The sequence below is a fragment of the Lacrimispora sinapis genome (assembly GCF_043633585.1).
Taxonomy (GTDB): Bacteria; Bacillota; Clostridia; order Lachnospirales; family Lachnospiraceae; genus Lacrimispora; species Lacrimispora sinapis.
Genome location: NZ_CP141832.1, coordinates 426,016 through 441,532 on the forward strand (window position 1 = coordinate 426,016; position 15,517 = coordinate 441,532).

12 protein-coding genes are annotated in these 15,517 nt (G+C 39.7%); all 12 read left to right on the forward strand.

Annotation, left to right across the window (positions count from 1 at the left end; translation table 11 throughout):
- The first annotated feature begins 20 nt into the window (after positions 1–20).
- The 12 genes from prfA (at position 21) to tnpA (ending at position 15,220) form a co-directional block, all read left to right on the forward strand.
- Positions 21–1,094 (forward strand): peptide chain release factor 1, encoded by a 1,074-nt coding sequence (gene prfA / locus VIG27_RS02005; RefSeq protein WP_394524821.1) that lies wholly within the window; start codon positions 21–23, stop codon positions 1,092–1,094.
- Between the two features lie 1,510 nt (positions 1,095–2,604).
- Entirely contained in the window at positions 2,605–5,703 is a 3,099-nt protein-coding gene (locus tag VIG27_RS02010; protein ID WP_394524822.1) for a DUF6273 domain-containing protein, read from the forward strand.
- A gap of 31 nt (positions 5,704–5,734) precedes the next feature.
- A complete protein-coding gene (locus VIG27_RS02015) occupies positions 5,735–9,925 on the forward strand; it encodes an N-acetylmuramoyl-L-alanine amidase family protein (RefSeq protein ID WP_394524823.1) in 4,191 nt (1,396 codons plus the stop codon).
- Positions 9,922–10,170, forward strand: a complete 249-nt coding sequence (locus VIG27_RS02020) for a hypothetical protein (protein WP_394524825.1) — start codon at positions 9,922–9,924, stop codon at positions 10,168–10,170. Before VIG27_RS02015 ends, VIG27_RS02020 begins: the two co-directional genes overlap by 4 nt.
- A 259-nt stretch (positions 10,171–10,429) precedes the next feature.
- Complete coding sequence (locus VIG27_RS02025; RefSeq protein ID WP_394524826.1) at positions 10,430–10,867, forward strand: single-stranded DNA-binding protein; 438 nt, start codon at positions 10,430–10,432, stop codon at positions 10,865–10,867.
- 9 nt (positions 10,868–10,876) lie between these two features.
- Positions 10,877–11,071 carry a hypothetical protein gene (locus VIG27_RS02030; RefSeq protein ID WP_394524827.1) on the forward strand — a complete coding sequence of 65 codons (195 nt, stop codon included), beginning with the start codon at positions 10,877–10,879 and terminating at the stop codon, positions 11,069–11,071.
- A gap of 98 nt (positions 11,072–11,169) precedes the next feature.
- A complete protein-coding gene (locus tag VIG27_RS02035; protein WP_394524828.1) occupies positions 11,170–11,838 on the forward strand; it encodes a hypothetical protein in 669 nt (222 codons plus the stop codon).
- 92 nt (positions 11,839–11,930) lie between these two features.
- Positions 11,931–12,107 carry a type II toxin-antitoxin system Phd/YefM family antitoxin gene (locus tag VIG27_RS02040; RefSeq protein ID WP_394524830.1) on the forward strand — a complete coding sequence of 59 codons (177 nt, stop codon included), beginning with the start codon at positions 11,931–11,933 and terminating at the stop codon, positions 12,105–12,107.
- 14 nt (positions 12,108–12,121) lie between these two features.
- Positions 12,122–12,958, forward strand: a complete 837-nt coding sequence (locus tag VIG27_RS02045) for a Fic family protein (RefSeq protein ID WP_394524831.1) — start codon at positions 12,122–12,124, stop codon at positions 12,956–12,958.
- Between the two features lie 179 nt (positions 12,959–13,137).
- Entirely contained in the window at positions 13,138–13,788 is a 651-nt protein-coding gene (locus VIG27_RS02050; RefSeq protein ID WP_394524832.1) for a hypothetical protein, read from the forward strand.
- A 16-nt stretch (positions 13,789–13,804) separates the two neighbouring features.
- Entirely contained in the window at positions 13,805–14,530 is a 726-nt protein-coding gene (locus VIG27_RS02055; protein ID WP_394524834.1) for a hypothetical protein, read from the forward strand.
- Positions 14,531–14,755: 225 nt separating this feature from the next.
- On the forward strand, positions 14,756–15,220 hold the full coding sequence (gene tnpA, locus VIG27_RS02060; RefSeq protein ID WP_394524837.1) for an IS200/IS605 family transposase: 465 nt from the start codon (positions 14,756–14,758) through the stop codon (positions 15,218–15,220).
- Positions 15,221–15,517 lie beyond the last annotated feature (297 nt).

Consider the following 15,517-nt stretch of genomic DNA (forward strand, 5'->3'; position numbering starts at 1 on the left):
TGAGGTTCAGGAGGTTACCTATGTTTGACAGGTTAGATGATATTTTAATTCACTATGAAGAATTGATGCAGGAGCTTAATAATCCTTCTGTGGCAGAAGATCAGAATCGTTTTCGGAAGCTGATGAAGGAACAGGCAGATCTGGCGGATCTGGTTGAGGCCTACACCCAGTATAAGAAGGCAAAACAGGCTGTTGAGGACAGTCTTGCACTTCTTGAGGAAGAAAGCGATGAGGAAATGCGGGAAATGGCAAAGGAGGAATTATCCGATGCCAAAAAGCGGATTGAGGAGCTGGAACAGGAGCTTAAAATTTTGCTTTTGCCGAAAGATCCCAATGATGATAAAAATATTATATTAGAAATCCGTGCGGGTGCCGGCGGTGATGAGGCAGCCCTGTTTGCTTCCCAGCTTTATCGTATGTATGTCAACTATGCGGAAAGCCAGCACTGGAAAGTGGAACTGATCAGCGTCAATGAAAACGGAATCGGTGGCTTTAAAGAAGTTGTAGCCATGATTACGGGGAAAGGCGCATATTCTAAAATGAAGTACGAAAGTGGGGTTCACCGGGTTCAGCGTGTACCTGAGACGGAGAGCGGCGGAAGAATCCATACTTCTACGGCTACGGTTGCCGTAATGCCGGAAGCAGAGGAATTTGATGTTGTCATCGAAGATAAGGACATAAGGATTGACGTTATGCGTGCGTCCGGGAATGGCGGACAGTGTGTAAATACTACTGACTCAGCCGTGCGTTTGACTCATAATCCTACCGGAATCGTGATTTACAGCCAGACTGAAAAATCACAGCTTCAAAACAAAGAAAAGGCATTCCGCCTTCTTCGTTCCAAGCTTTATGATCTGGAATTAGAAAAACGGCAGAATTCAGAAGCAGAGGAAAGAAGAAGCCAGATCGGTACAGGAGACCGTTCTGAAAAGATCCGTACCTATAACTTCCCTCAGGGACGTGTGACCGATCACCGGATTAAGCTGACATTGTATAAGATCGATGCAATTATGAACGGGGATATTCACGAACTGCTGGATTCTCTGATTGCTGCAGATCAGGCAGAAAAGCTTGCAAGACTCAATGAAAATTAACGCAAGTGATACAAAGATTTGTGACGATATCAATGGGATCTTATTGGTGAAAATGTCTGTATATGTAACGATTATTCAATAATTTACCAAAGTTTGACCAGAAGTTTTGTGTAGAAGGCAAAAAAATGCATGTACTTGTAATATTTCAAATATTTGTTATAATATACTTAATAGAGGCAATCGCCACAGGGTGGTTGACCGTTTGAAATATTAAGAAACCTTCCCGACCGGCCAAAGTACAGGGGAGGTTTTTTGCTTTATTGACATATCATAATGATGAATGTCAGCAGTGCTAAGATGAACATGCCAAAAGACATTAAGTCCTTAAAGTCTAAATTCTTCATAAGCGACCCCTCCATTCTATGTAGAATAGAGATCAACTGCCCCATGCACGATTGCCTGCAGATATTATCTGCTAATATAATTATATGCAGACAATGTTCAGAATACTAGTGATTTGTAAATTGTAAAAAAATAGTAAGAGTTTAAGAAAATCATTTTATGTAAATTGATCTGTGTCAATTGCATGAAATGATTTTTTTGTGCAGAAGAGTGTTTTTTGGGGAGAGGTTGCAATGTGTGTGGGCTGGGGGAGGGGAGTATTGGTAAGTTTTTTTAGTTGGCGAATGGCTGTATGGAGAGGAGATGATGGGAGAAGATTTTAGAGACATTTTTTGGTTTTATGGAAAAGGTTGATTATTTTTGAAAGATGGTTTATACTTATTACAAGTTTATATAATAAATTTTGTTTCATTCTATTATCTGAAGTGATTCTTATTAATCGTTGTAATGTTTCTTATTTTTCCAATTGTTTTAATATTAATGCATTTATTTAATGTTGTGTTATTTTAACGTGAACTAAAAGTTTAGGTCAAATTGTTATTTAAGTGTTTTCAGTATATCAAATCATTCTGTATTTCAGTCAGTTATGTCTGCTTTGCCCCCTTTTCTTTTTTAATACCTGGTGATTTTTATAAACATATTCCAGGAGGTGGTGCTTTTTAATAACAGGATTATGGAAAACATCCGTCTCGGCAGAAAGAACGCCACGGACCAGGAAGTGATGGCAGCGGCAGAAGCGGCCCAGTGTACGGTTTAAAGGAATGTTGTTGTCTAAAGAAATGGTGTTGTTAGAGGGTGTTTTATATTAAAAGGAACCTTCTTGATAGAAGGAGGTTGTTGTTCAAAGAGATTTACCTTTTCCAAGGCAGCTTTTTGCTATAAAATTTTTTATTTTAAGAGTCATTATTGCTATATTTAATTCTCTTATTACAAATATTGATCTATTCTCTATATTCACTATTTTTGTTCTTTTGTTTTCTAAAAATAATCCCTTACCTATAAACAAAGTAAAAAAACATTATGTAAAGGAGGAGGTTTATTGCTTCCAGGAAAGAAGTTTTTGGGTTTCATATCAGCTATTATTATTGTTTTGTACACGAGTACATTTCTTGATGATGTATGGGCTTCTGAATTTAATAATGTGCCACAAGGGCAACCGGAAAAAGAGGTGATAGTAAAAACATCACTTTTAGCCGAGGAGGTGGAAGGATATTCACCAAATAAGAAATACACGGACCAAAATGGAACGGAGTATTGGCTAAAAGCATGGAAAATGGAACCGTATCAGATATCGGAACATAGGGAAAAGGCAGAGCGGACAATTTGTTACGAAGAGGTAGAGTGGGAGGGACAGATTCCCAAAATGGTTCCGGTAATGATAATAGATAAGATAACGGGGGAAAAGCAAAAAAAGGAATTTCCCATTGTCCATATAGAACAACGGGGGGAACGCTGGAGATCAGATTTTTCATTTACAGCTGTATTTCATTCTTATGAAGCGGACTATTACGAAATAGGAGAAAAAAGAATTCCGTTTAACAGCAGGAAGCCGGAGTTAAAAGAATGCAGTCAGGAACTTTTAGAAGAAATAGGTGTAGAGCCAGAAAATTATAGAATAACGGATGCCGTTTGGAAAGGGGATTCTTATTTTAATGAAAATGGCAACATTTGCAGGGAGGCTTTAGTTACAGGAGAAAAGAAGGTTTTTGACTATTATGTAACCTATGGAGGGGAGGCGGTATTTCCTAAGAGCCAGGGATATCAATGTGTAGCTGTATATAAAGGGTATCATTCAGTGACGGATGGGTGGAGTCCGGCTCGTGAACAGCAGGTGGATTTAGAGAACTCGAATAATAATGGAGGGGAGGGGAATTGGATCATTTTTCAGAAAAGTGTTGTTGTAACTTTGTCACTTCTTTTTGTTGTCGGCATATTTGGAATGCTGTTTTATTTAATAAAAAGGATCAGGCATAAAAAAAGAGAAAGGAAAAGAAATATGAGAAAAGTCAGAAGTAACAATAGAAAAATCAGTCTGTTTTTTTTAACTTTCATAATCATGTGTTTATCAGTTTCTCTAGATGTAAATGCGGGAGAAAGACAGCAAGAAAAAGGCTGGAAAATGGATGGGGATAGTTGGTTTTTTTATAACGATTATGGTGTTATGGCAACAGGTTGGCACTGGGTTGATGAAAGGTGGTATTTTTTAAATCCCGGCTTAAGCGGAATGAAAGGTCAAATGTTGACCGGCTGGCAGTGGATCAATGGACGCTGCTATTATTTGGCAGAACAAACGGGTGTAAAGTATTTGAAAGGCGCAATGTATGTGAGTGATATGACACCCGACGGGTATGTTGTTGGTGATACCGGAGCCTGGACGGAGAGCAATAAGATTATAGAAATATCGGGAAAGGGGATACAAACAGAGGGAATAAACAAAAATTTACCGACTGGGAGATCTACTTTTGTGAAGGGATCAGGAGGCGGATCAGGGAGTGGAAAGCAGAGCTATAGTGGCAGGAACCATTCTGCGAGTGAAAAAAAGGAAAAAGAATCAGACACCAGACCTCAGCCATCAAAACCAGCGGAGGCAGATTTAGATGAAAACAATAATGCAGGTGAAAACTCCGGCATTTCAGGACAGGAATATAAATATACGGTGAAATATGTGGATGTAACTGACAGAACCATTCTTCAGGTCATGACAGGCACAGGGAAAAAAGGAGAAACGATTCCGCTGATGCAGGAACATATTGACGGATATAGGATATGTAAGGGACAAAAGAAGAGTTTTCGATTGGCTGCGGACCGGATTAACGTGATGATTTATTATGAAAAAATAACCCCAGCTACCCCTTCTGAAGCCCAAAAAGTTAATTGGGAATTGAAGTTTATTGAAGTGGGAAAAACGGATAGAGAAATTTTTATAGGACAAAAGGGAAAGACAGAGGAAGGGAAGGAACTGTTCATTGATTTTCCGGAAACAATCATCGGAAATGATCAATACTATTATCATTCCCTGGTGCCGAGTCCATGGAGTGTTGTAGTAAATGGGAATGGAATCCAGAAATATTACATTGAATATCGTAAGGGCGATCATCTTCCGGAAGAACCTGATCCAAATGCAGAAGGTAAAGAAAGGTTAAATTATTGGCTGGATATTGCTAGGCAAGCGGATAAATCCATTACAGGAGAAGAACCGGCGGACCAACAGATTATTACTGGGAGCCAGAAGGAAGGAAACGAAAGGCTCCTTAACCTGGTCTCTATGGCAGATGGAACAGACCGGAAAGAGGTATATTTGATTGGAAAGGGGTATCCCCCCAATGCTTCCGTTATCGGACAGAAGTTTCCAATGGTGAAAAATATATCGGAGCTTTCCATGGAACGATTCATAATTTCTGATGATACCTATACGGTTTTAAGGGTTGGATTTGAGAAAACGTATGAGGAGAGCACATGCAGCCATGATTATGAAATTATAGATGAAGTCGCTGCTACATGCACGGAAAATGGTCATTTGACCGTTTGCTGTAAAAAGTGTGGGAAGGAGGAAACCGTCATATTACCAGCAAAGGGTCATGCAGATGCAGATCATGATGGTATCTGCGGTGTGTGTCAGGAACCAGCAGATGAGATACCGGAAGCGGTTCATTATAGTATCGGTGATCTACGGATCAGGAGCATTGGTGACAAGCTATATTTGTTTCGCTGCATAGATGATGATTTTGAGGATGCCATGGAAAACAGTCAAAAGCTGGCCTTATTCTTGTGTGACAGCATCATAAGATCAGATATCAATGGAGCATCGAAAAAGTTTGAGTTTGGTAATAGCAACAATTATAAGTATTCCAAAGTTAGAGATTGGCTTCTTGAAAATGCGAATGACGACAATTTTGTTCATCAGACCTATATAGGGATGACATACTCATATTTAGGAGTAACACCTATTGGAGCGTATGAACAGTTTTCAGAGAATTGCTTAAACGGAGAACGCAGTGGTTTTCAGCAAATGCAGGATCGCGTATTTATTCTTTCGGTTGATGAGGCCATTAAATACAAAGATTATCTATGGAAATTTAATGGAAGTCAGGAGAACAATCCAGAATCCCAGCTTTCTGCATATTCCAGGGGATACTACTTGAGAACACCTCAGACAAATGGGCAAGGAATTTATGTGGTAAGTCTGGTGGATGGAAATATTCGGCCAACGGAGATATCAGATACCAGTATTGGAATTCGACCAGTCATGGCAGTAACTCAAAGTTAATTTAGGAAAGAAACAGGTTTTCGGAGGAAAAATGAGAAAGAAAATGAAGAAAGGGACGGCATACGCATTGTGTGCCGCCTTGACAATGACATCTTTACCGACATTAGAAGTGTTTGCCAATAATGTTCTATTGGCAGGAGAACCCGTACTGGCTCAGGTGGGAACTCCTTCCCAGGCAGAAAGGGATATAGAGATTGAGAAGAAGCCTGAAAAAGAGCCTGAAACAATTGTTGATGATTTAGATCAGAATTTTCCTGAATTATCGGATGCTCCTGACAAAGCTACTTGTTCCCAGGCAAATAAGCCCCCTGTGGAGATTATAGTGCAGCCTTCCCTGGTAACAGTAAAAAAGGTTGAATTAACGGCTGCCAGTTCCCTTGGTGATATCTGGGACACCTGGTCAGGGAAAACAAGCTTTGAGTTTTTGAGCGGAAACCAGGGAGAGGGAACCAAGGAAAAACCTTATCTGATCAAGAACCGGGAACAGCTTATGGGCCTTTCCGAACTTACCGCCATGGGAATGCTGGTACCGGAGGCAGAAGGGGCCAAATATGCCGGTGATTATTCCGGGTGCTACTTTGCCCTGGGAGAAAACATTGACCTTCAGGGAGTGAACTGGATTCCCATTGGCTTTTACCGGGATTCTTCTGAAATTGCCGGTGAAGTACCAAATTCCTTTAACGGTCATTTTGATGGGAATGGAAAGACCATTAAAAACTTAAAACTGAATTCGTTTGACGGCTATGACAATGTTGGATTATTCGGAGCCGTAACCAATGCTCAGATTCATGATCTGACCATAATCCCGGACGGTACGATTAAGGGAAATGACCGGACCGGCGTGGTGGTAGGATATGCGGATAGCAGTGAGATCCGCAACATAACCGTAAAGAACGCCAACATCAGCTCCACAGGCATTTCCGGAGGTATCGCCGGTGAAATCAGTAATTCAGTCATTGAAAATGCGGACTGTGAAAAAATCATGATTGATGCGAAAGACGGAAGTGAAGTTATTTATGTCGGTGGAATCGCAGGGATTGCTTCTGATTCTACTATCGTAGACTGTCAAGTTTCCACCGGTATCGGTTCGGAAAGAATCCAGGGAACAGGATACGTTGGTGGAATTGTTGGATATCAAAATTCCACGGATATATTCAATACCTATATCAGCGGAACCATCGGAGGGTATCATTCCACGGCCATTGGTGGTGTTACCGGAAGGTATGCGGCCGGAATGCTAAAAGTGGCCCGTTTTGCCGGAACCATTGGAAACTCTCAGCTTGGTTCCATGGCAAGGGAAGGAACCTTCATTGGAACCAGACAGGGAGCCGCAACCAACTATAACTTTGTGGAGGATGTGGCGTACCTGTTTGCAGATTCGGAAAGCAAGATCAGTGCCAACGTGTGCGGATCAGAGATCGAGGATGATAATGATTACACGTATGATGCTCACATTGGTTACTGGCACACCGGGGATCTTTATTACACCTTGGTACAGGGCGGGGCAAAAAAGACCATATCTGATCAGTACTTTTATGAGGAATTAGAAAAGGGTATCTTAACCGTTCTTGATGAAGAAACAGGGGATTATACATTAGATCACTTTGCTCCTGATGCGGTGGGCCGGCCAGTGAGAGGATATCTTTTAAATGTCAATCAGATTGATACCGTAGCAAATGGCCAGAACTTTTATGACATTGCTTCTTTAGAGGTAAGAGGAAGCTCCCAGTATTCCAAACCAATTGACAAAGAAAACCGGGGAGCTATCGCTGCAGGAACTTCTGTAATGGTAACAACAGCAGCAAAGAATACGGATACAGAAAAGTATCAAATGGAGGGGACTCCTTACTACGTCAATGAAAAAGGGAAAAAGGTGAGTCCCACTTATTCTGACAGCAGCCGCACCTATGGCTTTCTTATGCCAGAGGAAAATATTTCTGTATCGGCAGATTATAAAAAAGTGGCCGTATCCATAAACGTTGTTCCGGAAAACTATACCTTTTCCGTTATCCAGACGAGGACCGGAGACAGAAAGAACCCCGTAAAGACGACCGAGATCAAAAACGGGACCGGAAAGCTGATCGCCCGGTACATTAATGGTGTATTGGAACAGGGAACCCAAGTGCAGCCAGTCAATATCAAAGCAGTGATTGATGCAAATAATGACGTGGCGGATAACCGGGTAAAATGGAGCATAGATGACCCCCAGCTGATCACTCTGGCGAGAAATAATGACGAAGAGACAGACGGATATACGGAACAATCCGCCAGCATTTCCGTCAACCTTTCCGCTTCCTTTTTCCAATCCATTATAGAAGAAGCGGAAAAGAAACAGGCGGACGAAAATTACCGGTACAAGATTCCTAATACAATTTATGGAGCCGGGCACCAGAATGGCGGAGTAGCAGTTTTGACCGCACAGACCAGACCTTCCACGTCCTTTGAAGGAAAACCCTGTACGGCCAACAGCCGGATCAACGTTACCTTCCAGATCATTGATAATACGTTAGTGGCAACGGAAGGTGCCATGCTTGATAAACAGGCTCTTACCTATACGGTTACAAGGACCCTCACAGGGGACCGGAAAGCACCAAATGAAACCATAACGGTAACGGCTCCCCAGTCTTTAACGGCTACCTTTACCCCTGATTTCTTCTCCAGAGATGAAGTGACCTGGACAAGTTCGGATACATCTGTGATCGTGGTATCCCAGGAGCAGGAAGCTTACCGGGATGCATCTGTATCTGCTTTAAAGGATGCGGCATGGATACATAACATCATGGCAACCGATAATGGAATCAAAAACAACGATCCTTATGCGAAGATTTCGGGAAGCGGAAGCCGGGAAGCAGTAATCACGGTAAATGGAAAAGACAAGCTGGGAAATAAAGCTTCCGCAGCTTGTCAGGTGACTGTCAACTTTGTGACCAATGATCAGACCAGAGTAGTTCCGGAAGGAATTGTCTTGGATCAGGAAGAATTGTCATATTCCCTGGGGTATCAGATGACAGGGGATATCAGTTCTCAGATAGCAGGAAAGAAAGGATTTGACAAGAAGAAACTTTCCGCAACGGTTCTTCCGGATCTTAATGAATCTTCGGAACACAAACCATATGACCGTACCGTGGTATGGACTTCCTCTGACCCGGAAGCAGTATCGGTTGATGAACAGGGAAATGTAGCCCCGGTGGACGGTGCAGCCTGGATCAGGGAAGCAATGAAAAAGGCACCATATGAGGCTGAAAAGGTTGTGGAGATCACAGCTGCCACAAAAGACGGAAAAAAAGCGGCAGCTTGTAGGGTGAAGTTATTCTTCCAGGCAGAATGTGTGGAAGCTGACCGGAACCGTGAGACTTTTGATTTGGTGCTGACAAAAACAGGAAGAAGAAGTAATCCTGTTTACACCTGGACCGGGCTGGAAGCAAAAAAGTTTTCTGCTTCCGTTTATCCGGAGAATCGGGAAAAAAAGGGAGTTCAGTGGCGGTCCTCTGATCCAGGAGTTCTTTCTGTAGATTCAGCGGGGAATGTAAGGGCCGTAGTAATCAATGAGAAACAGGAAATTACCGCTGGCTGGATCAGCCAGGCAATTGGAAAATCTCCATACACAGGAAGCATTACAGCTATGATTTATGCGGAAAGCAACGATGGAACGCTGTCTGATCCAGTGAATGTCAAGTTAAATGTGAAGGTGATTGACAATACGACTTCCGGTGGAGGTTCTTCCGGAGGCGGAGGCGGCGGAGGCGGAGGCGGAGGCGGTGGGGGAAGCCGATCCGTAGGAGTGACCAGTAGCGGAAATATCCAGGGACCGGCAGGCCCATCCGGAGCAGTAACAGGAACCTGGACCCAGATGGGAAATGAAAAATGGATCTTTGCATCGAATCGTACCTATACCGATGAATGGGCATATATTAGTAATCCTTATGCAACGGGAGAGCAGGAAAAGGCTTCCTGGTTCCGGTTTGATAAGGAAGGATTTATGGTTACCGGCTGGTACACGGATGCAAAAGATGGAAACATTTATTATTTAAAAGCTATCTCTGACGGAACCCAGGGCCAGATGCTTACTGGTTGGCAGAACATAGATGGATTCTGGTACTACTTTAATCCGGTCTCAGATGGAACAAAAGGAAAACTACTGACAAATATAACCACATCAGATGGCTACACAGTAAATGAAAATGGCCAATGGATCAAAGATGGAAAGGTAGTTACAGTATGAAAATATACTACAGAGTAGTTATGGTATGTTCTGATCGGATTAAAAATGGAAAAGATATTAGTTTTGAAATTCCAGTACCAGTACCATTTGAAACCCATCAGGAAGCTGAAAACAATGTATCCAGCTTTTTAGTCAGAATGGAACGAATAGATGATGAAGTGGTTATCAATATTTCTTGGAGGGAAAAGCGAGAGCAGAAACCAATAGCAATAATTCGTTGGGAAAACTGGAATCTCTATAAGTGAACGTAACAAAAGATTCCAGTGTCGGAAAAGGAATTATAAATCCTCTGGAAGATGAAGAACCATGTGCGATAAAGTTTAGTGAAATCCTTTCTCTTCTAACAGAAAAAAGTAGCTTTTCACTCCAATACTTAGCATATGGTATAGAACCCTTTTATTGGGAAGAACAGAAGATATAGAAACTAATAAAAGATACAGAATAATATGTGAATAAAATAGGATTCCTTCTGTCCTGAAGGACGGAAGGAAAGGGGAGGAAGAAATGAACAAAGTGATTTTAATGGGAAGATTAACCCGTGATCCGGAAGTCAGATATTCCCAGGGGGAGCGTTCAATGGCAATAGCAAGGTACAGTCTGGCCGTTGACCGAAGAGGACGTAGAAGTCAGGAAGGTAGTGAACAGACGGCAGATTTTATCAACTGCGTTGCATTTGATAAAGCAGGAGAATTTGCGGGGAAGTATTTTCGCCAGGGTATGAGAGTACTTATCTCAGGAAGAATCCAAACTGGAAGTTACACAAATAAAGATGGTGTAAAAGTTTATACAACAGATGTTGTTATAGAGGACCAGGAATTTGCTGATAGCAAAAATGCTTCAGGTGATGGAACCTCCAGATCAGAACCTTCCAGTGCAGTGGGAGATGGATTTATGAATATTCCGGATGGTGTGGAAGATGAGGGACTGCTATTTAATTCATAGGGGTAAAAAATGAAATTAACGACTAAAGATAAAAACAAAAATATTCCGGTAACTGTATTATCGGAAACTGGAAATAAATATGGAATCGTGGTTGGAACATACAATCATATGGTATGTGTATTACTGAACATTGGAGAGTATATAGACGTACCGGATCATAAGGTTAAAAGAATAAATAAAAAACCTAAGTTTGCGGATTGTTAAAGTAGCCAATAAAACATCAAAATATTATATATGTACATTGAAAACCGAATAAGTTTTAACCGATAGAAAAGAAACTTTGATATAGAAAGGGCATAAAGATGAATATATATGAAGTTCATAAGAAACTGGTTATTGATCATTCTCCCATTTCCCTACATAAAACAACCGAAGTGATTTATAAATGCCCATACTGCGAAAAACATTTAATTACGTATTGTTTGACTGAGGAGAGGGATGAAAGGTTCCATGAACAAAAGTGTTTATATAATGATGGAGATACAATAGACACTCCAGAAGAATACTGGAAAAAATTAGATACAGAGCTTATGGTTGGAGAATGTGACGCATGTGGAAATCAAATTAAAGAAATACACTTTGATTTATTGGATCAAGAAATACCATATGAATTTATAGTTCAAGATCCGGATCATTTAATTAAAAATTTTGAAGAATTAACTTTGTATGAATTAATGACAGGAAATAAACGAATCGGTCATATTTTTCAATATAATCAGGGGGAGATTGAGAAAGAAGCGTTGATTGTCGATGATGAATCATGTAAAAATTTTACTAGACCCCCAGAAAATTACATTAGAAATAAAGTATATCGTGTTGATCTGGAATGCCTTACCGATCTTGTTAATGTAGAAGTTAAGAATATTGGGGTATGCAATGGCCATTATGAGGGGGATGAGCAGAAAAGTATCTGGGAAATGTCTTCTGAAATTGTTCTTTATCTGGTTGATAATTTAGAGAAAATAACCTAATACATTAGTCCTTGATTTCCCTTTTAGAAAGTAGTATAATATACGTATATATATACGTATTAAATTACGTGTAAAACTGAAAGGAAGTAAATATGTTTGTTGTTACAAGCCGTGACCTTCAAACTAAGCTGAAGGGCATAAAAGAGCGAGTGAATAAAGGTGAAGAAGCAATTTTACACAGTAATGGACATGATGATCTTGTTTTGATTACACTTGAAAGATACAATGAATTGTTGAATATTGAGAAAGATCAAAACAAAATTAAATAGAGAGGGGATAGAAAATGGCAGAAAGTAAATATAAGATTTATGGTGAAAGCCCCGATAAGAGTATAAAAAAATCATATTGGGATGCTGCTAAGGGGCTTCAGCAAGTCGATGGTTTAACTCCAACCCAATACCTATCAGAGTTGGCCGAGGCAAATATTGAAGGGGAATTATCTTATGAAGAAGTAGAAGACTTATTATACAAGCGTTATGAGGATGAAACACCGGAAGATATTGAGAGGAGAAACAAAGAGGCAGATCTTGTTGCAGCCAGGATAGCACATATCCTGGACAGCCCTGGCTATCCTCTTCAAATAGCTTCCTTAAAAGCTATTCACCGGGAACTTTTTAAAGATATCTATGATCATGCCGGACAATTTAGGCTGGTAAATATTTATAAGCAAGAGCCAATACTTAATGGTGCAACTGTAAAATATACAAATTACACAGCTTTAGAAGATACCCTTGAATATGATTTTAATGTGGAGAAAAGTAAGAGTTATTCTGGATACACACAAGAGCAGATCATAAAAAGAATAGCATCTTTTACGTCATCTATTTGGCAGGCGCATCCATTTATGGAGGGGAATACACGAACGACAGCCGTATTTATGGAATGTTATCTAAATAATATGGGCTTTCAAGTCGATAATACAATGTTTAAGAATTGTAGCCATTATTTCAGAAATGCTCTGGTTCGTGCTAATTATGCTTTATATGCAAAAGGGATAGTGGAAACCAATGAATTTTTGGAGAAGTTTTATCGAAATTTGCTAATTGGAGGAAAAGATAACTTAAGTAACCGTGAGCTAACGTTAAGAGAATGTTTCATTCAAAAGGATATGGATAGATAGGTTTGATTAAATTTCCATATTATGGTATAGTGAAAAAAGATAAAAAATAACCACCCCGCCTGACAAGTGAGAATGGTTATTTTAGAAAATATTATTTAGGAAACTACCGAAACAGTTACCCTTTGTTAGAATATCATGTATTGATGATTATGTCAATTATGTAACAAAGGGGATAGAGTATGAATATTACGACAGAAAAAGTAAAAGAAGCAGGATATTGGTGCAAGAAAATTATAGAATTAAATCAACAATATCAATCTTGTGAAAATGGAATTAAGCGGCAGAAAAGTTTAGGGTACAAAATAGGCCAGATTATCGTTAGATGGTTTCCTAGCATGTTTATAATACTTATCATAGTGCTTGGAATATTGGTATATCGTCTAATCTTAGCATACCCTATTGAACCACCAAATCCAGATGCTGTACTTTTGAACGAACTTATAGTACCAGCCTGGAGATATTTCGCTATATTAAGTATAATTGATTTTCCCCTATCTTTATTTTGGGGACTTTATAGTACAAATAGGAGTCTCAAAAAGGTAATTCAAAAGAGTGATGAGTTAAAAAAACAGTTGGATAGTGTTGTTAAAGAAAAACTTGAAATTATTAGTATAATTCCTGAAAAATATCGATATCCATTGGCAACGGATTATCTTGCGGATGTATTGATATGTGGAAGAGCAGATACCATGAAAGAGGCGTTGAATCTTTATGAAGAACAAATACATCGCTGGAAAGTAGAAAGTAAAATGGATGCGGTTCTGAAGAGGCAACAAAGCAATAATAACCTATTATGGGCTCATGTTGTAGCTGATATATTGTTTAGGTAAAAAGGGAGGAAATGATATGAAAAAGAGATTAATCGGGGCAATATTATCGACGGTACTTACTGTAACCATGGCAACACCGGCATTTGCGGAAATCATCTGGACTGCAGATAAGCTTCCGGCAGGATATACAACCAATGAGTGGGAGAATAAGGATTTTTATCTTAATGCTGGAACTGCAATTAAGAGAGATACCTATACATTTTATGTTAAAGATTTACATGGTAATCTAATGAAAAATGCTTCATTTGCTGGAGGTTCAAGAACTGATGAAAATGGTGTATTTATTGATGCAACTGGTCATGTATGCTCTTATGGAACTGAACTTGCTGAAATTGAGTATTTTAATTCTGTTCCATATTCACATTCTTCATGGCAGCAAGATTCATCAAAACCATTAAATGAAAATGGAATTAGTAATTACTGGTATGGATCTAGTCGTTCGTCTTCAACAAGTATATGGGAATGGTTAATGGTATCCCCTGATGGTAAACAAGATGGTTTAAAATATGCTTATTGTTTTAATGAATATGGATACCTCTACACTAATACCATTACTCCAGATGGATATCAGGTAAATGAGCTTGGCCAGCTGATGATTGATGGAAAGGTAATGACCAGGAAACCCAATGATGTTACTCCTTGGTATGGATTTGTAAGGTTTCCAATTGGCGCATTAGGTTATGACTATGAATCAAGTGAAAGAGCGTCTCAGACATGGGGAACCCCTAATCCATATTTTTAACAACTAAATAAAATTTCTTTCAAAGACTATCGGTTAATCATAATCGGTAGTCTTTTTTATTATGGGCTTTAGCCTGTTGAACATGGGTGAGTTTCTTTTTAAGAGAAATGAATCCATGTGAAATAATAAACCACCCGCTATGCGGGTGCGAGTCAGTAAGTTATACAAAAAATCACCTTTCCGATTATAATAGAGGTGTCCAAGCCACTATTAAAGAAAGGAAAGGTGATTTCATTGGCGAAGAAAGCCAATGAACTGGCACATACGAAATGGATGTGCAAATATCATATCGTCTTCACACCTAAGTATAGACGAAAAGTAATTTATAATCAATACAAGGAAGATTTGAGAGATGTTTTGAAGCAACTATGCAATTATAAGGGAGTACAAATCTTAGAAGGCCATATAATGCCAGATCATGTACATATGCTGGTAAGTATTCCGCCTAAAATTAGCATATCTAGCTTTATGGGTTATCTGAAAGGAAAATCCGCCCTTATGATGTTTGATCGCCATGCAAACCTAAAGTATAAATTCGGAAACCGACATTTTTGGTCGGAAGGATACTACGTAAGCACGGTAGGACTAAATGAGGACACCATCCGAAAATATATAAAGGAGCAGGAGAAAGCGGATATTTTACAAGATAAACTAAGTGTAAAAGAATACGAGGACCCTTTTAAGGGTTAGTCGGTATTACAAAGGCCCCTTCAGGGGTGGCAACGAGTCAAAAGCATAGTGGCTTGAACGAAGTGAAAGCCAGCGCCTTGAGACGCTGGCCTAGTATCAAAGGGTTATACCCTTTTCACAAGCCACCCGTTTTACGGGTGGTCTTGACTGCAATTAAGAGGAAAAAAATGAAAAATATTTTACAGAGACTTGAAATAAAGAGAAAAACAGCTGGACTTATGGCTTTAATCTTAACAACAATGGCGTTTTTACCATATATTCCTGAGAACATAGTTTCATTTGCAGATTATGCGCAAA